The sequence below is a fragment of the Abyssisolibacter fermentans genome, assembly GCF_001559865.1.
Taxonomy (GTDB): domain Bacteria; phylum Bacillota; class Clostridia; order Tissierellales; family MCWD3; genus Abyssisolibacter; species Abyssisolibacter fermentans.
Genome location: NZ_LOHE01000079.1, coordinates 70,347 through 88,837 on the forward strand (window position 1 = coordinate 70,347; position 18,491 = coordinate 88,837).

14 protein-coding genes are annotated in these 18,491 nt (G+C 28.1%); 6 read left to right on the forward strand and 8 right to left on the reverse strand.

Going from position 1 to position 18,491, the window contains the following annotated elements; genetic code table 11:
- Positions 1-6: 6 nt before the first annotated feature.
- Complete coding sequence (locus AYC61_RS15645; RefSeq protein ID WP_066504533.1) at positions 7-1,317, forward strand: nucleotide sugar dehydrogenase; 1,311 nt, start codon at positions 7-9, stop codon at positions 1,315-1,317.
- Between the two features lies 1 nt (position 1,318).
- Positions 1,319-2,293 (forward strand): SDR family oxidoreductase, encoded by a 975-nt coding sequence (locus AYC61_RS15650; RefSeq protein WP_066504536.1) that lies wholly within the window; start codon positions 1,319-1,321, stop codon positions 2,291-2,293.
- Positions 2,294-2,372: 79 nt separating this feature from the next.
- Here the strand turns inward: AYC61_RS15650 and AYC61_RS15655 are convergent, their stop codons facing one another.
- From AYC61_RS15655 to AYC61_RS15665, 3 genes are all read right to left on the reverse strand, one after another.
- Positions 2,373-2,771 carry a hypothetical protein gene (locus AYC61_RS15655; RefSeq protein WP_066504538.1) on the reverse strand — a complete coding sequence of 133 codons (399 nt, stop codon included), beginning with the start codon at positions 2,769-2,771 and terminating at the stop codon, positions 2,373-2,375.
- Between the two features lie 207 nt (positions 2,772-2,978).
- Positions 2,979-4,751 (reverse strand): sensor histidine kinase, encoded by a 1,773-nt coding sequence (locus tag AYC61_RS15660; RefSeq protein ID WP_162265479.1) that lies wholly within the window; start codon positions 4,749-4,751, stop codon positions 2,979-2,981.
- Positions 4,752-4,755: 4 nt separating this feature from the next.
- Complete coding sequence (locus tag AYC61_RS15665) at positions 4,756-6,177, reverse strand: response regulator transcription factor (protein WP_066504543.1); 1,422 nt, start codon at positions 6,175-6,177, stop codon at positions 4,756-4,758.
- A gap of 319 nt (positions 6,178-6,496) precedes the next feature.
- On the opposite strand from AYC61_RS15665, the gene AYC61_RS15670 reads away from it, so the two are divergent.
- From AYC61_RS15670 to AYC61_RS15680, 3 genes are all read left to right on the forward strand, one after another.
- Positions 6,497-7,282 (forward strand): sulfite exporter TauE/SafE family protein, encoded by a 786-nt coding sequence (locus AYC61_RS15670; RefSeq protein WP_066504546.1) that lies wholly within the window; start codon positions 6,497-6,499, stop codon positions 7,280-7,282.
- Positions 7,283-7,689: 407 nt separating this feature from the next.
- The gene (locus tag AYC61_RS15675) at positions 7,690-8,907 is read left to right on the forward strand and encodes an efflux RND transporter periplasmic adaptor subunit (RefSeq protein ID WP_066504549.1); all 1,218 of its coding nucleotides are present in this window, start codon (positions 7,690-7,692) and stop codon (positions 8,905-8,907) included.
- 2 nt (positions 8,908-8,909) lie between these two features.
- Positions 8,910-11,978: an efflux RND transporter permease subunit gene (locus AYC61_RS15680; RefSeq protein ID WP_066504552.1), complete on the forward strand. Its 3,069-nt coding sequence runs from the start codon at positions 8,910-8,912 to the stop codon at positions 11,976-11,978.
- A gap of 727 nt (positions 11,979-12,705) precedes the next feature.
- Here AYC61_RS15680 and AYC61_RS15685 read toward each other — a convergent pair.
- The 5 genes from AYC61_RS15685 to AYC61_RS15700 all read right to left on the reverse strand — a co-directional run bounded on the left by AYC61_RS15685 (position 12,706) and on the right by AYC61_RS15700 (position 17,481).
- The gene (locus AYC61_RS15685) at positions 12,706-14,589 is read right to left on the reverse strand and encodes a sensor histidine kinase (protein WP_066504561.1); all 1,884 of its coding nucleotides are present in this window, start codon (positions 14,587-14,589) and stop codon (positions 12,706-12,708) included.
- A complete protein-coding gene (locus AYC61_RS15690) occupies positions 14,586-15,266 on the reverse strand; it encodes a response regulator transcription factor (RefSeq protein ID WP_066504565.1) in 681 nt (226 codons plus the stop codon). Before AYC61_RS15690 ends, AYC61_RS15685 begins: the two co-directional genes overlap by 4 nt.
- A 159-nt stretch (positions 15,267-15,425) precedes the next feature.
- Positions 15,426-16,253, reverse strand: coding sequence for a 4Fe-4S binding protein (locus tag AYC61_RS15695; protein ID WP_066504568.1), 828 nt, complete (start codon positions 16,251-16,253; stop codon positions 15,426-15,428).
- On the reverse strand, positions 16,246-16,380 hold the full coding sequence (locus AYC61_RS21720; RefSeq protein ID WP_202906854.1) for a CD1871A family CXXC motif-containing protein: 135 nt from the start codon (positions 16,378-16,380) through the stop codon (positions 16,246-16,248). Before AYC61_RS21720 ends, AYC61_RS15695 begins: the two co-directional genes overlap by 8 nt.
- Before the next feature lie 18 nt (positions 16,381-16,398).
- On the reverse strand, positions 16,399-17,481 hold the full coding sequence (locus AYC61_RS15700) for a TlpA family protein disulfide reductase (RefSeq protein ID WP_066504573.1): 1,083 nt from the start codon (positions 17,479-17,481) through the stop codon (positions 16,399-16,401).
- A 493-nt stretch (positions 17,482-17,974) separates the two neighbouring features.
- Between AYC61_RS15700 and msrA the strand changes: the two genes are divergently transcribed.
- The gene (msrA, locus tag AYC61_RS15705) at positions 17,975-18,445 is read left to right on the forward strand and encodes a peptide-methionine (S)-S-oxide reductase MsrA (RefSeq protein WP_066504578.1); all 471 of its coding nucleotides are present in this window, start codon (positions 17,975-17,977) and stop codon (positions 18,443-18,445) included.
- Positions 18,446-18,491: the final 46 nt, after the last annotated feature.

Below are 18,491 nucleotides of genomic sequence, written 5' to 3' on the forward strand. Positions count from 1 at the left end.
GAAATTATGAATTTATTTGACAAGATAATTAATAAAAAAGAAAAAATATCAGTAATAGGTCTTGGTTACGTTGGTATGCCTCTAACTATTGCTTTTGCTAAAAAAGCAGAAGTTATAGGCTTTGATATAAATGCTAAAAAAATATGTTTTTATAAAAATGGTATAGATGTAACAAAAGAAGTTGGTGATAAGATGGTAAAGGAAACTACTGCATATTTTACTAATGATGAAAACAAGCTTAAAGAAGCTAAGTTTCACATTGTTGCAGTGCCAACACCAATAAAAAAAGACAAAACACCTAATCTTAAATATATTATAGCTGCAAGTGAAATACTCGCAAGAAATCTTACGAAAGGTTCAATAGTAGTTTATGAATCTACTGTATACCCTGGTGTAACTGAAGAAATATGTATTAATATTTTAGAAAAAGAATCAGGATTAAAACATGGCATCGATTTTAAAGTAGGCTATTCTCCCGAAAGAATAAATCCCGGTGATAAGATCAATAGACTTGAAAATATAGTTAAACTAGTAGCAGGTAGTGATAATGAAGCGCTCGATATTATTTCGAAGGTGTATGAATTAGTGATTGAGGCTGGTATATACAAAGCTGAAAATATAAAGGTAGCAGAAGCAGCAAAAGTTATTGAAAACGCTCAACGAGATATAAATATAGCTTTTATGAATGAACTATCAATAATATTTAACAAACTCAAAATTGATACAAAATCTGTACTAAAAGCCGCATCAACAAAATGGAATTTTATCAATTTTAATCCCGGTCTTGTTGGAGGTCATTGTATAGGAGTAGATCCTTATTATCTAGTTTATAAAGCAGAGAATCTTGGATATTACCCTGAAGTAATACTTGCAGGTAGAAGAATAAATGATAATATGGGTAAATATGTAGCAGAAAATACTGTTAAAAATCTTATTAAAAGCGATAAAAAAATAAAAGAAGCTAACATTGCAGTTATGGGCTTTACATTTAAAGAAAACTGCCCTGATATAAGAAATACAAAAGTAATAGATATAATAAATGAATTAAAGGAATATGGTGCATTTGTAAGTGTTGTTGATTTAATTTGTGATCCTCAAGAAGTATTTGATGAATATGGTATAAAACTAAAAAATCTAGATGAAATAAAAAATATGGATTGTTTAATATTTGCAGTAATGCATGATGTCTTTGCTGATACAAGCTATGAAGATTTAAAGAAGATGTGTTCAGATAAAAACCCAGTTCTTATAGATGTAAAAGGTATTTTTGATAAGGAAAACGCTCAAAAGAATGGTTTTAAATATTGGAGGCTTTAGTATGGATTATTTCAGAAGTAAAATATCAAAGGATACCAGTTTTTTAGTTACAGGTGGAGCTGGATTTATTGGTTCAAATATTGTTGGGAAATTGCTAGACTTGGGATATAAAGTTAGGGTACTAGACAATTTTTCAACTGGAAAAAAAGAAAACATAAATATATTTTTAAAAAATAATAACTTTGAGCTTATCGAAGGAGACATAAGAAATACGGATATTTGCCTTAGTTCATGTAATGGAATTGATTATGTACTTCATCAAGCTGCACTAGGGTCTGTACCAAGATCAATTAAAAATCCTAGAACAACAAACGATGTAAATATAACTGGTAGTCTTAATATGATGATAGCTGCAAAGGAATATAAAATCAAAAGGTTTATTTATGCATCATCATCATCCGTGTACGGTGATGAAAGTACCTTACCAAAAAAAGAAGATAAATTAGGTATACCATTATCTCCATATGCTATAACTAAGAAAGTTAATGAATTGTATGGAAAAAATATTTGTGAACTATACGGACTTAAAACAATAGGATTAAGATATTTTAACGTGTTCGGTGAAAAACAAGACCCAAATTCAATATATTCAGCTGTAATACCAAAATTTATTATCAAGCTATTAAATAAAAAAGCTCCTACTATTTATGGAGATGGTTTACAGTCTAGAGATTTCACGTATATAGGAAACGTTATCGAAGCTAATTTAAAAGCTTGTATCGCAGAAGATGAAGCTATAGGTGAAGTTTTCAATATAGCTTGTGGCAAAAGGATTACATTAATTGATTTATATAATAAAATTTGCAGATATCTTAATGTTGATATAAAACCCAAATTTACAAGTGAAAGATCAGGAGATGTAAAGCATAGTTTAGCAGATATAAGTAAAGCTAATAAATTATTAAAATATAATCCTGTATATGATATCAATACGGGACTTGAAAAAACTATCAAATGGTATAAGCATGGTCAATAGCAGATATATTTATCTATAAAAATAACAATGAGTCTAGTAAAATATATTATTTTATCTAGACTCTTATCTTTTAAATTCATCATCTGCTTAATAAAAGCTTTATATCTTCTGTTTTTCCTCCTTGAAAAAATACCTTTTTAACATCCTTTAAGTCATCATCAACAATTTTAATACTAAAATGACCAGAGGGGTTTAAATCATTTACAAGGCTATATCTTAACTTCAAATATAATTTTTCATCATCTATTCTGTATTTATAACCGCTAAATCCTGAAGCACTGTCAGCTATATTTCCTGCAACTATTAATTCATTATTCTCTAATTTTATCTGTGATATTCCTACTGCATTAGTAGAAACATAAGATCCATAAATAAATGTTTTGCATCCTAAAATAAGTAAAAGTATTATAAAAATAATGAGAACTGTTAAACCAATATCACGTTTTGGTAGAGCTTTAAATTTATTTAATAAATTCATTCTATTTATCCTCCACTAATTTTATTAGATTAACCATAATATATATATTATAACTCATCTAAAACTTAAAAAATAGAAATTTATATAGATTATTAAATATTCACCATTAATAGCTAATCTATCAGTGATTTCTGGCGAAGAAGTATTATTCAAAATAGACTAATATACTGACTAGTTATTTATTTGAATATACCTGAGTTCATTGTGTTATTTGTTTCTTGGTGGAAGCATTAATATAACTTTTGTATAATATCCTTCTATACTTTCTATCTTTATACCATACTCCTTGCCAAAACACAATTTAATTCTTTTATTAATATTTTTTAGTCCAAGTCTTGCACTATTATGATTTGTTAAATCTTTATCTTCATCTTTTAATAGATATTCATTAATCTCACAAAGCTTGTCCTTAGCTATACCCTTCCCAGTGTCAATGATTTCTATATTTACACAGTTGTTTCCTTTCTTGTTTTTTATATATATTTTGCCTTTTTTCTTTTTGTTGGTAATCCCATATTTAAAACTGTTTTCTACAATAGGTTGCAAAGTCATTTTAGTAATTGGTATTTCCTTAATATATTCATCTATATCTACAATATATTCATATTTTTCTGGAAATCTTAAAGTCATTACGTTAGAATACTCACCCACACATTTTAATTCATCTTCTAATGTAACAATAGTTTCTTCTCTTACTGCATATCTAAATATTTTTGACATAGCTAAAGATAGCTTTTCTATTTCAGGCGCATCATGAAAAGTTGCTAAACTTCTTATACACTCTAAAGTATTGTATAAAAAATGAGGATTTATTTGACTTTGGTAATAAGAAAGTTCCGCTTGTACCATTGCTATTTCTAATTGAAATAATGTCTTTTGAGTATCTAAAAGTTTCTTGTTTGAATTTTTTACTTTATGCATCATTTCATTAATATGCATAGCAATTTCACTAATTTCATTTTTCAAAGGAGTCTCAATATCCTCATAATCCTCAGAGGTTTCATATTCATCTAATTTCTCTACAATTTGTTCGACTGGTCTGGTAATTGCTGAGATGATTTTTCTGCTTACAAATGAAAGTATGACAATACTTATAACTCCAATCACTACAAATATTGGTCTTATAGAACCAGCGTTTCTTTGAATTTTTTTCTTAGGTACTAATGTTATTATTTTCCAATAAGTATTTTTAATGTTTTTCTCAAAATATATATGTTCAGTATTTTTAATACTTATATATTCATCTAGTATTCTATCTTTATCTATATATTTCATGATTTTTTCAGATACTTCTATAGATATTTCCTTATTATTAGTAATAATCTTATTATCCTCTAAAAGTAATATAATTGTATCTATTTCTTTTTCCTTATTTATTTTTAAAATATTACTTACAAAATCATAATTGATAATTGAAATGAAATATCCTTGTGGCTCTATATTATCAGCTTCATATATTGGACTCACACAGGCAAAATAATATTCATTGGTGTTTTCATCAAATATGCTTTCAGTAAAGAAAGTTTTTTGATAAGAATTATTATCAAAATCATACTGTTCTTTAGTTTTGTTAAATACTCTGTTCACTAAATCTTCTTTTCCAACAATGATTTTTTCTCCATTCATAGGATACAATATAATACCCTCCATGGTTTCATGAAAGAAAGAATTAAATTTTGCATAGCCATTTATAAAATAATCTTCTAGCTTATTCTTTTCTACAGTTTCTGAAGTTAAAGTTTCACTTATTTCTAAAACATAAGAGTAGTTATTGTTATTGATTTTAATACTGTTCAACATTGTGCTTATATTAGCCTCAACTACGCTGGTATTAGCTTCATAGTAAGCCTTATTTCTATCTACAAGTATTTCAGCAATAAAATACAATATGACAAAAGCTGAAAAAACTAAAATTATTGCAACTATTATAACAATAAATCTAATTTGACCACGAATTTTAATATCGGTAAACTTTTTCATACATCTATTCCTTTCTATAAGCACTTGGTGTTTTCCCTGTAATTTTCTTAAACTGCTTAGAAAAATAACAGTAATCATTGTAACCACATTTTGCTGCAATGAAAGATATCGAATTATTAGTAGAAGATAACAATGCACATGCTTTCTCAATACGTAATTCTATAACATATTCAGTAAAGTTCTTACCTAAATTTCTTTTTATTAAATCACTTATATATGTTTGATTGTAAAAAAACTTATCTGCTATATCAGCTAAATATAAGGGTTCTAAATAATTTTCATGAATATAGTTTATTATTTCATCAAATATATTATTATCTTTACTATCGTTTTCATCTAACTCCTCTTTAAATGAATTGTTAATGTACTCATACAAAAAATGTGCTAAATCCTCCATATCTTTAAAGGAAGAAATTATTTCTTCGTATGTTTTATGCTGTGATTCTATACCTTGTGTAGATGTAACATTTATATATTCCATCGTATTAGAAAAATAGTTATATAATAGAGTTATTTCTAAAATTGAAAGTTCATTATTCCTAACATACTCAGATAAATTTTTTAAAAATGGCTTTACTTTATCAAAATCATTAAAGCATTCAGCGCATGGTTTTATAATAGTTAAGATGTCTTTTTTCTTTATATCATATTTAAATATATTTAATTCTTTATAAATGAAATGATTACATAGTGCAATATCACCTTCAACAAAAGATTTATATGGAGAAACCTCATGATCATAAAAAGAGCTTATCCCTATTTTCACATTCGATTTTTTTACAGTTCCTATTAAATATTCACTATAAATATCTCTGTCCGTATTAATAAAATACGCCCTTTTGCATGAACCGATTTTCAAGACAAGATATTTATTATCCCTTATAATATTCTTTAACAATTTTTTATGTATGTTTCCTTCAATAACTACAGTTTGAAATCCTGGTTTTTCTACATTAAAATTGTTAAGTTCAAAAAGTTCTCTATGCGTTGTTATCTTGGTATTGATAAGTAAGTTTTCCATAAATTCGAAAGATGAATCAGTTTCTTTTTTTCCTTTAATATTCATGATTAAATTGGACATGATACTTGCCAGTTCCTTCTTATCTATAGGTTTTAATAGATAATAAAAGGCATTGTATTTCATTGCATTTCTAACATATTCAAATTCGCTGTAACCGCTAATAACAACAAATTCGCTATCCACACCTTCTATCCTTGCCTTTTTCATAAGCTCTATACCTGAAAAATCGCCCATATTAATGTCTGTAAAAACAATATGTGGTCTATTCTTTATTATAAAATCAAGAGCCTCCTCGGGATCAGAAGTAACTAAATCAACCTTTGCTCCAAACTTTTCCCATTTACAGCTTCTTTCAATACCCTTTGCAATCAATGGTTCATCATCAACAATAACTATAGAATACATTTGTACACCTTCCTAACCCATGATTTACTAATAGTATACTAAATTAAGTAACTCTATACAATTGATTAATCCTCTCATGAATAACTATCTGAAAATACTCCAATTTTTATCTAAAAATATTACTATAAACAAATGTGTTATAAAAATATAATTGTCTTAAGTAAAAAAACTTGCGAAAACAATTACTATTAATTTTCATTAAATATCATTTGTATTGATTTCGTACATTCTTCACAGAATCAATATAAATTGACTGATGAAGTTATGCATGAAAAAGGAAGAAAGAGAAAAGTACATTATCTAATGAAGGAGGATTTTGATGACTATAATTTATATATTAGTAATTTTACTTGCAGGATGGGGCGCAGGAGTAGTAACAGGTTTAGTTGGTGCATCAGCAGCTGTTATTGTAACTCCCATGTTAGTAACTTTTTTAGGTTATCCTGCTTATACAGCAATTGGAATAAGCTTAGCTACAGACGTTTTTGCTTCTGCTGCTTCTGCTAGAACATATTACAAACATGGTAACATTGATATTAAAAATGGAATTTATATGGCTATCATGGCAGTAATAGGAGCCTTATTAGGGAGTTTTCTTTCCAAATATATACCTGATAGCACACTAGGGGGAAGCTCAGGTATAGTAACCTTAATTATGGGTATTCAATTTATGAGAACTCCAATGAATGTTAAGCTTAAAAAGTTCAAAGAAAAATACAATTTTTCTTTCTTCAATGATAAAAAAATATTAGCTTCTATTATATTTGGAACTTTAATCGGTATAATTTGTGGAGTAGTAGGTGCCGGCGGTGGAATAATGATACTCATGATACTTACATTTATATTAGGATATGATATGAAAACCGCAGTTGGAACTTCAGTTTTAATTATGGCTTGCACTGCTTTCTCTGGTTCTTTATGTCATTTTATTCACTCTGGTTTTCCAATCAAAGAAATATTAATTTCATCTGTGGGAGGAATAATAGGTGCTAAAATGGCTTCTAAATTTGCTAACCTTGCATCAGAAGAAAAATTATCTAAAATAGTAGGAATTGTATTTCTAACATTAGGGACTATTATGACAATCCAGAAAATCTTTCAGTAGTTTTAGTTTTTGTAAGAAATCAAACAACAAAATCATAAAATCACCTCCTCAGCTTTAATAGCTGATGAGGTGTCATGATGAGGTAATATATGATAAGAGAGACTCATCACCGCGAATAGAACCAGAAAACTCTAATGATAATAATAAATAAAAGGTTTTTAAATAACTGAAAATGCATCAGTATAATCAAGTAACGTTTTATGAGAGATAGAAACAGCATGACAATGAGGACAATATAAAATGACAGATTTAGAGAGTCTGTTTTTGAGATTAAAGGAGATTTACAAAACTTGCAAAGGTACTAACCATTATTCTTTATATTATAAATAAATACATAAATCAAGGGTTACAGGGTTTTTAGTAGTAAAAGCTTTGACAAATACCTTGAAATGACTGGAGGTTTAATTATGAAAAGAATATTATCATTATTAATTATAGCAACAATCTTATTATCAGGTTGTTCTAATAATAAAGAACAATCTATAAAAGAAAAAATAATTCCTGTAAATGTTGTGCAAATTAAAGAAGAATCACATATAAACTCAATAGATTATGTTGGAATATTAGAAGCTAAAGAAACAAAAAAGTACAGCTTTAAAACAGGTGGTAAAATATCAAACATATATGTAGAAGAAGGCAAAAAAATTAAAAATGGAACAAAAATTGCAGAGTTAGATAAGCAGGATTTAAACTTCCAACTAAAAGCTTCGAAAGCACAAATGGAAGCTGCTAAAGCACAGTATGACAAAGCAGTAAATGGAGCCAGTGAAGAAGCTATTAATAAAGCAAGATTAAACGTAGAAAATGCACAAAAAGCATACGACTATACATTAAAAGTTTATAATGATTTAACTAAATTATTTGAACAAGGAGCCATTTCAAAAAAACAACTTGATGATGCTAAGCTTAAACTTGATAGTAGCGAAATTCAATTTAAACAGTCTGAAGAAATACTATCTGAGACAGAAAATGGCAGCAGAGAAGAGGATAAAAAGATCGCTCTATCTCAATATGAAGCAGCAAAAATTCAATATGAAGCAAACAAAAATCTACTTGATGATGCAGTTTTGGTTTCTGATATAGATGGTTACATAGTAAGTGTTCTAAATAGAAGTGGAGAAATTGTAGGAGCAGGTTATCCGATAGCAATTGTAAGCACTGATAATGCAGTTGTAAATGTTGGACTTACACAAAAGGATGTAAAAAAACTAAAAATAAGTTCACAGGCAATAATAACCGCAGATGATACAGAATTTAATGGAGAAGTAATTAATATAGATAAGATCCCCGATTCAAAAAGCAGAACTTATAATGTTGAAATAAGTTTAAAGGAAGATCTTGATGATAGAGAATTTAATATTGGTTCGATAGTTAAGGTTTCAATAAACATAGGAGAACACTCAGGAATATGGATACCTATACAAGTAATTAGGAATGACGGTGAAGATTATGTATATATAGTACAGGATGGAAGAGCTGTTAGAAAAAATATACAAATTAAAACAATATATGAGGACAAGGTATTAGTTCAAGGACTTAATGTAAAAGATCAGTTAGTAGTAGAAGGAATGAAGAATTTAAAAGCTGGTTACAAGGTAAATATAAACAACAAATCTGAGGTGTAGGTATGAATAATATAGTAAAAACAGCAATTAACAAAAGAAAAATTACACTATTTCTAGCAGTGATGGTAGCAATTGTAGGAATATATAGTTATTATTATATTCCTAAGCAGGAGAATCCAGACGCTACGGGACCTGTTGCAATGATTACTACTGTGTACCCAGGAGCAGCCCCTAAAGAAGTAGAAAAATTGATTACTAATAAAATTGAAGATATAGTAACAGAAATAGATGGATTTGAAAAGGTGCAGTCGCAATCAAAAAATAGCGTATCAGTAGTCATTGTAACTTTAGAAAATAAAGCAGATATTGATAAATCATGGAACCAATTAAGGCAGAATCTAGATGATATAAAAAATGATCTTCCAGATGGGTGTATGGATAGTGAAATAAATACTAATCTAATTGATACAGCTGGAATGATTATAAGTCTATCTGGTGATGGATATTCATATGAGCAGTTAGCTTATTATGCAGAAGAAATAAAAAAAGAATTAACTAAAATAGATGGAGTATCAAGAATTGAAGTAGACGGAAAGTTAAAAAAGGAAGTAAAAGTTAATGTTAAAATGGATAAATTGAATCAATACGATTTATCATTAGAAGATGTTGTTAACTTAATAAAAATGCAGAATATTGATATTCCTTCAGGTTCGATAAACTTTGAGAGTGGTAAAATAAATGTCAACACTCCCGGAAGATTTACCTCTTTGAAAGATATTGAAAATATAGTAATTACTGCGTCAGAAGAAACAGGAGCACTTGTCAGGCTTAAGGATGTAGCAAATATTAATTTTGAGTATGAAGATGGAAGCTATAAGTTTAAGCATAATGGTAAAAATACAATCTTATTAACAGGCTATTTTGATACAGGTAAAAACGTTATACTAATAGGTGAGGATGTAAGAGTAAAACTAGAAGATCTAAAAACACAGATTCCAGATGACGTTTCTACAGATGAAGTTTTATATCAACCTACTGACGTAAAAAATTCAGTAAATAACTTTACTAAAAGCTTATTACAAGGAATTATATTTGTAATAATGGTAATTTTTTTTGGAGTTGGCTTTAGAAACGCACTTGTAGTTTCAACTGCTATACCACTTACTATGCTAATTACTTTTATCTCTATGTATGTTCTGGGAATTGAAATACAATTTGTTTCAATAATGGCTTTAATTATTTCGTTAGGAATTTTAGTAGATAATTCAATTGTAGTAAGTCAAGCTATACAAAATCATATTGATGCAGGTCTATCTAATACTGAATCTGCTTTTGAAGGAGTAAAAGAAACAGCAAGACCAGTTTTTACTTCTACTATTACGACAATTGTAGCTTTTGCTACTTTATTAATGGTTCCAGGAAGTGCAGGTGAATTTTTATCTAGCGTACCTATAGTTGTAATTATTTCATTAATAGCATCTTATGCAGTTGCTATGATAGTAATACCAGCGATAGCATGTATATTCTTTAAGGAGAGCAAGCATAAAAATAAAGAAAAAAAACAAGAGAGAACTCGTAAGTTTTTCAATAAACTACTAGAGTTTGGACTAAAAAGAAAAATAGTAACATTATTAATTGCTTTATCTATATTTGGGGTAGCATTAAGTTTAATATCCAAGATTAGACTTCAATTTTTCCCTTATGCAGATAAAAATATAATCTATATTGATGTAAACTCTGAAGTAGTAGGAAACTTAGATAAAACCGAAAAACTTACAGATGAAATATATAATATTTTAAAAAATCAGAAAGAAGTTACAAGTTATACTACTGCAATAGGGATTAGTCTTCCTAAATTTTATCTAACTGTATTACCAAGTGCACCATCTAACGATTTTGCACAGATTATGATAAAATTGGATTTAAATGCTGGTAATAGATTTAAAAGTAATGAAGAATTTGCAGCATATCTTCAAGAAGAGCTGGATACAAAAATTGTAGGAGGAAAAACCAAGGTTAATCTTTTAGAATATGCAGCACCAATAGGAGCGCCTGTTACTGTTAGAGTTAATGGTAACGACTTAAACCAAATTAAAGAAGTATCTAATGAGATAGTAAATAAGCTTAATGAAATTCCAGGAACTCTAAATGTAAGAGATGATGATGAAGGGAATACTTATGAATATGAATTAAATATAGATTCTGAAATCGCATCATCAATGGGAATCACTAAATACGACATTGTTAAACAGATGAATACCGCATTAAAGGGTAGTAACTCTTCAGTATATAGGAAAAATGGAAGTGAATTTGATATTATCGTAAAAAGTGATATAGAATCATTAAATCAATTAGAAAATTTAGCTGTGAAATCTTCAATAACAGGAAATAAAACTCTATTAAAGGAGATTGCAGAAATTGAACTTGAATCTAAGGTGAATACAATTAAACACTTTAATAAAGATATTACAATAACTGTGTATAGTAATGTGAAACCAGGTTATAGTTCAGTAGCTATTCAAGATGAATTGAAAAATGAAAAGTTAAAAGATATTAATTTAAACGGTGTAGAAATAGTATTTGAAGGGGAGAAAGACCAGATAAATGATTTGTTTGGAGTTATGGGGATTGCAGCTTTATTTGCTTTGTTTGCTATATATATAATACTATTGATTGAATTTAATTCTTTTGTTCAGCCACTTTTAATTTTATTTACTGTCCCACTTTCGTTTATCGGCTGTATTTTAGGATTACTCATATTTAGAAACCCACTATCTGCAACATCAGCAATGGGAGTGGTAAGCTTAATAGGAATAGTTGTAAATAATGCTATACTCTTAATTGATGTTATTAATCATTCTAGAGCACAAGGAAAATCATTGAACGAAGCATGTATTGAGGCAGTAGACAGAAGATTTAGACCTATATTATTAAGTACAATAACTACAGTTATGGGGCTAATACCACTAGTACTTTCACGTAACCCACTGTTTGTACCGATGTCTGTAGCTTTAATGTCTGGATTACTAGTATCAACTATATTAACAATGGTTATTATTCCTGTATTTTATAATTTGGTTGAGGAGAAACTGTCTAAAGTAGAAAAAAATAAGAGTAAAGAAATTGTTTAACCATTATTAATAACCGCTATAGTTCGAGTGGTTATTAGTGTTCAGTAAAGAAACGGTCAATAAGGACAATAAGTGGCTTACGCCACGTTAATATTGATATCTCTATACTATATATTTATTTACAGCTATTTTGTTTATTAAAACATATCTATTAGCTTTTTGTTGTAATTCCTTTAAAGATTTATATAGTCAAGTTTTGGGGGTCATATAGCTCGTTACTTTTCTGATTCAACGATATAAGAGATTTTTCTTACTCCATAATATAGGATTTCTCCAGGAATTTTCTACGGCTCTGTAAAGAGCTTGTTTCCTTTTATCAAATAAAAGCGTTGAGGAAACAAGCTCTTAAAATCAAATCTATAATTTATTAATTTACTAGGGCTCAATCTGAGGTTTCTTTGCAGGTGACTTTTAAGAAGCTATTTTTCCAGCTTTTATATGCATCAATAGTTGCCTTATCCTCTCCTTATTAATATATAACTTTTTCCCAAGGATAGTCTTTATCATATGCTTTAAATCCTACTGAATATAAAATGCATATCGTTCATCCCTCGTAAATAACTATTGAAGCTGCAACTCCTACATTAATAAATCTGTTTAATTAATAGATAATATAGAAATTTTCTATTTTTCAAAAACTTACAGTGATCTGACTCAATCATCTTGTAATTACACTTATATTCTCAAGACAATCTTTATGATTTTTTTACTATATAATAGTTAAAGGCTATTTCTTAAAATCAGTATCTATTTTTGTTAAAGAAAAATAAACCTTAACTCCCCACTCAGTATTTTGTATTCCATATTTACTTTTATGCTTATCTAGAATTTGCTTCACAATATATAACCCTAACCCTGAACCACCTAACTCTTTATTTCTTGATTTTTCAATTCTATAAAACGGTTCCCATATATTTAATAATTCTTCCTTTGGAATCTTTACTCCACTATTTTCTATTGTACACATACACTGTTCTTGTTTAGTTTCCATCTTAATTCTGATTTTTTCTCCTGTGCTGGAATATTTGATACTATTACTGTATAAATTGCCTATTACAGTTTCTATCTTATCCTCATCAGCCATAACAAATTCATCAGTTAGTTCCATCATAACCTGTATTTTTTTATCCTTTGCGAAGGTTTTGAATCGATTATGAACTTTTAATATTACATCTGATAACTGAAAAATCTCATTTTTTAATGGTTGTACTTCTATCTGTATTTTAGATGATTGTAACAAATTATATACTAATCCATTCATACCATTAATTTCATTTAATATCTGACTTATATACTCAGCATTATTTGAATCATAAATTCCATCCCGTATACCTTCACAAATTCCTTTAGCCACAGTTAAAGGGGTTTTAAGTTCATGAGAAACATTAGCAATAAATTCTTTTCTAAATTGTTCTACTTTTTCTTTTACTTCTATATCTTCTAACAGTTTTTGATTTGCAGTCTCTAATTTTTCCTTTGCTTCTTTTAATTTTACAGATAAGCTATTTATATTTTTTGCTAATTCTCCAATTTCATCTTCTTTTTTCATATTGCATTGATTTGAAAAATCTAACCTAGCCATTTGTTTAGTAACTTTATTTATTTGTAGAAGAGGCTTGGTTATTAATTTAGAATAAAAATAGGATGCAATAACTGCTGCTGCCAACACTATTAAAAATATTATAAAAAAATAAAGTTTCATTATATCTATTGCTTCAGTAATAGATTGTAAAGAAGTTAATGTGAACATAAACGTAGGTTCTTCATTATTTAAAAATACAGGCTGAACAAATATTATGTTCTTAATTCCAGTAATAGGATCTACTTTTACATAGTGAACTAACTCACTATTTGAAAATAATGCTTTTATATCTTTATTCTCTTGTAAAAACAAACTCACTTCTTTCATTAATTGGTTCTTCTTATATTCCATGACATAATCTTTTTGTTCCATCAGTTGAATATTCTCTATAATTCCATCAATCTCTACCACAGCTGGTATTAAAACATATGTTTTCTTATAATCACTAGATTGTTCATTTTCTTCAACATTCCTCTTAGTTTCATTATCATTATCTTTTCTTTCTGAAATTACTATTGCCTCCGTATCTGATGATTGTAAACCAAAAGTCTTATCATCTATAGATATAGTAGCAGGATAAATTTCTTTTTCTTTTCCTGATATTACCCGTCCTGTTATATTAATATTTTTCTTATTCTGTAATAACTTTTGAAAATCTGGATACCTTAAAAATTTTTCAATGTATACTAAATACTCATCATCTTTGCTATCTTTTATTTTTATATGTGAAACATTACTTCCTCCATTTAGACCATACTTAGGGATTCCATATATATTTACAATTCCTGATGAAGCATTGTTTTCTTCAGACAGTATCATCAATAATTTGTTTATTTCTTTATCGTTTAATAAATCCTTCTCTAGTTTTTCTTTTAACATACTTACATTTTGTATTATTTCCTTGTTTTTATTGTATATATAAAATTTTTCCAACCAGAAGTATTGAAAAATAAATTGCATACTAAAAAAAATTAATAGTAACAATGCTGTTATAGCAAACAACTTTGTCACAATACTTCTTTTTCTCATTCCTTCACCTCAAATTTATATCCTACTCCAAAAACTGTCCTTATTAAATATGCTTTATCATCTAATGCTTTACGAAGCTTTTTAATATGATTATCAACTACTCTTATATCTCCAAAGTAATTATAACCCCATATTGAATCTAAAATTTTTTCTCTAGAAAGAACTATTCCACTGTGTTCCATTAGATATCCTAATATTTCAAATTCTTTAGGTGTTAATTCAATATTTTTTCCATCAACCTTAACTTTTCTTTCTGATTTATTAACTTCTATTCCTGCTTTTATCATTTTTTCTTTATCTTCTAAAATTGTTCCTCTTGCTCTGTTTAATAAAATTTTTGCTCTAGCAACTAATACTCCAGGACTAAAGGGTTTTTTTACATAATCATCTGCTTTAAGCTCAAATCCCATTAATTCATCATCATCTTCTGTCCTAGCAGTTAATATAATGATAGGGACATCAGATTGTTTACGTATTCGTCGACATACTGTCCAGCCATCTAACTCGGGCATCATTATATCAAGAATAATCAAATCTATTTTTTCTTCTTCAAATCTTTCAATACCCTCTTTACCATTAGGAGCTTGTATAACATGAAATCCTTCTGCTCTAAAATAATCACATACAATTTTTCTGATATTATACTCGTCTTCAATAACTAATACAGTATCCCTCATTATCTAACTCCCTCCATATAACCCATTGGTTCATTCAGCTTTATTCAAATTTCTAATCTAATTAGAATTAATTCTATAATAATTACAATTTTAAATATCACAAATTACAAAATAGCTAAGGTGTAGAAACATCTACACCTTTATTTTCACTCATATTTATTACTTCATTATACCACTTTTTATAGCGTTTTGTGGACATGCTTTTTTACATTCTCCACATCTGATACATTCTGGGCTATTTGGATTTTTATATACTTCAATATTTATTTTACATTTTTTTGTACACAATCCACATTCAGTACATTTATCTTTATCTATTTCAAATTTATAAAAGCTAATCGGATTAAATATTGAATATATAGCTCCTAGTGGGCAAATGTATCTACAAAATGGTCTATATATTATAATTGATAAAATAATTGTAATGACAAGAAGTGTAATCTTCCATGTATATAAGAAACCTATGGTAGATTTTAGAGGCTCATTCATTAACACTAAAGGTACTCCACCTTCTAATGTTCCAGCTGGACATATATATTTGCAAAAATATGGGTCCGACATCCCAAGTTCATCTGCTAAAACCATAGGAAGCAATATAACAAACATTATTAATATTATATATTTAAAGTATTTTAAGAACTTATCCCCTTTTACAATTCTTATTTTAGGTGAAGGAATCTTGTTAAACAGCTCCTGTATTAATCCAAAAGGACATATCCATCCACAACCCAATCTTCCAAATAACACTCCTATTCCTGTTATTAAACCTATAACATAAAAAGAAAACTTATGCATCATGCTTCCTATAACTGCTTGTAGTGAACCTATAGGACATGAACCCAATGCTCCAGGACATGAGTAACAATTTAGTCCTGGAATACAAATTTTCTTTAGATTACCAGTATATATTTTACCTTTTAAAAAACCTTTTATATATCCATTTGTAAAGAATACAGATAATATTTGTACTATTTTCCTTTTATCCAATTCCTATACACTCCAAACATATATTTATTGCCTTATTGAGTACAGTATCTACTTCACCAGCATTGATGCCATACAAAATTGATATGATACTCACTGTAAGAACTCCATACTTCAGTTTATTTAACATTATCCCACCTCTAATTTTCTATTTGATGTTTTCAAGTCTTTCTTCGATAGCTTTCTTATAATACTCTTTACTTGCTGCACCTACTATTTCTTTACCTATTATATTGCCTTTACTATCAAAAAACACTGTAGTTGGGAAACCTATTACCTGATTTAATAATCCTTTCTTTAGTACTTCATCTGGTATTATATTTGAGTAAGTTACACCAGTTCTTTCTATTATCTTCCTAGCATTTTTTTCATTCTTCTCATTAGTAGCGTCTGATACAATTCCAACTATATTAACTCCCTGTTCTTTCATTTCTTTGTATAATTCTTCTAGCTCCGGCATTTCACGTATACATGGATTACAGCCTGTCCCCCATACATTTACCATTGTTAATTTATAATTTTCAAAACTAGTTTTATCTATGCTATTTCCTTGAAAATCCTTAGCTTTAAAATCTCCAATGTATCCCAAATCAAATTTGTATGGTTCAAATATTTCTAAAGTATTTTCCAAATCTTCTATTTCTGAATGCATCTCATTAAATACATCTTTTTCTTCATCCTTTAGTCCTTCACCATTCATTTCATCATAACTAAAATAGAATACATATTCCCCTTTTTCACCCAGCTTTTCAATATTCTCACCGTTTATAAAGTCCTCTAATTTCTTTCCATTATTTAATTCTCTTTCTAAATTAACTTTATCAAATAAAGTAATAGCTACTAATAGTTTTGAATTTTCTATGATTTTTTTATAATCCTCTTCTTGTTTTTTGCTTGATGCAAACTCTTTTCTTATGTCCTCAGGTGTGAAATAATACGTAGCGTCACCAAAAATAGCATCATCTTTATTTTGATTTAATGGAGATATATCTGTTGAAAAAAGATTTTTAATTGCATTATCTCTCCAAGATTGAGGAAGATCAAATTCAACACCTAATCTTTCGATAGATATTTTTGACAGTACATGGACGACCATATCTGTTTTCTTCTCACCTTCTGATTGAACTGATTGCTCTTTATCATTAATGACATTTTGTTTAGAACATCCAATACATGATAGCATAATTGCTCCTATCAATAGTATTGATGCAAATTTTTTTAATTTAAACATAACTTTTGCTCCCCTTTTTAAGTATTTGTTATGAAATATAGTATAAATACCAAATATGTTTTTTTTGTGTTTTTTTTATGCTTTTTTAATATTTTTTCTGGAACAATATAAAACACTCAAGTATAACTTCCAAACATTTTTATTCTTGAGATATCTACAACTCGAACACATTTCCTATTCATAATAAATAATTAATTGAATTCTAAAAAACTATTTTTATAAAAAAATTAAGGACTATTTGATAGTCCTCAAAAGTATCATGTTAATAACAGAAAAAGCCGTTACTTACGATATGGTTCTCCGCATCACTATAACTACGGTTTCCTCTTGATGGTAAATTATATAAATATATTTGATTATATCATTATATATTTAAAAATAGTCTATAGCTTATTTTATCTAATTAAGACAAAGGTAAAAACTATTCTTGCAAGACTAATATAAAATTGTTATTCTAAATGTAATAAAAAATAATTTATAAGAGGAGATAATAATGAAAGAAATCGTTTTAGCAGGAGGCTGTTTTTGGGGTGTAGAAGCATATATATCTAGAATTAACGGAGTAATAGAAACTAAAGTTGGATATGCAAATGGAAAAGTTGAAAATCCTTCATATGAACAGGTAAAAACATCTCAGACTGGACATGCAGAAGCTTGTTATGTCAGATACGATGAAAAAGTCATAAACTTAAAGGTATTTCTCAATAAATTTTGGAAGATGATTGATCCAACAATACAAAATCAGCAGGGACCTGATATTGGCTCACAATATAAGACTGGTATATATTATATTGATGGGCTAGACTTAGAAATAATACTTGATTCAAGAAAAGAACAACAAAAGCTATATGATCAACCCATAGTCACAGAAATCGAATCTCTAAAGTGCTTTTATATAGCAGAAGAATATCATCAAAAATATCTAGAAAAAAATCCTAATGGTTATTGTCATATAGATTTTTAGACAAAGATTATATAACCTAATTTTTAAGTGATATTGAGTGATTTTT

Bases quoted from the DNA above. Each gene is read 5' to 3' on its own strand.
- AYC61_RS15700 (WP_066504573.1), bottom strand. From the start codon at position 17,481: ATGTTTAAATTAAAAAAATTTGCATCAATACTATTGATAGGAGCAATT.
- AYC61_RS15650 (WP_066504536.1), top strand. From the start codon at position 1,319: ATGGATTATTTCAGAAGTAAAATATCAAAGGATACCAGTTTTTTAGTT.
- AYC61_RS15690 (WP_066504565.1), bottom strand. From the start codon at position 15,266: ATGAGGGATACTGTATTAGTTATTGAAGACGAGTATAATATCAGAAAA.
- AYC61_RS15655 (WP_066504538.1), bottom strand. From the start codon at position 2,771: ATGAATTTATTAAATAAATTTAAAGCTCTACCAAAACGTGATATTGGT.
- AYC61_RS15680 (WP_066504552.1), top strand. From the start codon at position 8,910: ATGAATAATATAGTAAAAACAGCAATTAACAAAAGAAAAATTACACTA.
- AYC61_RS15660 (WP_162265479.1), bottom strand. From the start codon at position 4,751: ATGAAAAAGTTTACCGATATTAAAATTCGTGGTCAAATTAGATTTATT.
- msrA (WP_066504578.1), top strand. From the start codon at position 17,975: ATGAAAGAAATCGTTTTAGCAGGAGGCTGTTTTTGGGGTGTAGAAGCA.
- AYC61_RS15645 (WP_066504533.1), top strand. From the start codon at position 7: ATGAATTTATTTGACAAGATAATTAATAAAAAAGAAAAAATATCAGTA.
- AYC61_RS15675 (WP_066504549.1), top strand. From the start codon at position 7,690: ATGAAAAGAATATTATCATTATTAATTATAGCAACAATCTTATTATCA.
- AYC61_RS21720 (WP_202906854.1), bottom strand. From the start codon at position 16,380: ATGTTAAATAAACTGAAGTATGGAGTTCTTACAGTGAGTATCATATCA.
- AYC61_RS15670 (WP_066504546.1), top strand. From the start codon at position 6,497: ATGACTATAATTTATATATTAGTAATTTTACTTGCAGGATGGGGCGCA.
- AYC61_RS15685 (WP_066504561.1), bottom strand. From the start codon at position 14,589: ATGAGAAAAAGAAGTATTGTGACAAAGTTGTTTGCTATAACAGCATTG.
- AYC61_RS15665 (WP_066504543.1), bottom strand. From the start codon at position 6,177: ATGTATTCTATAGTTATTGTTGATGATGAACCATTGATTGCAAAGGGT.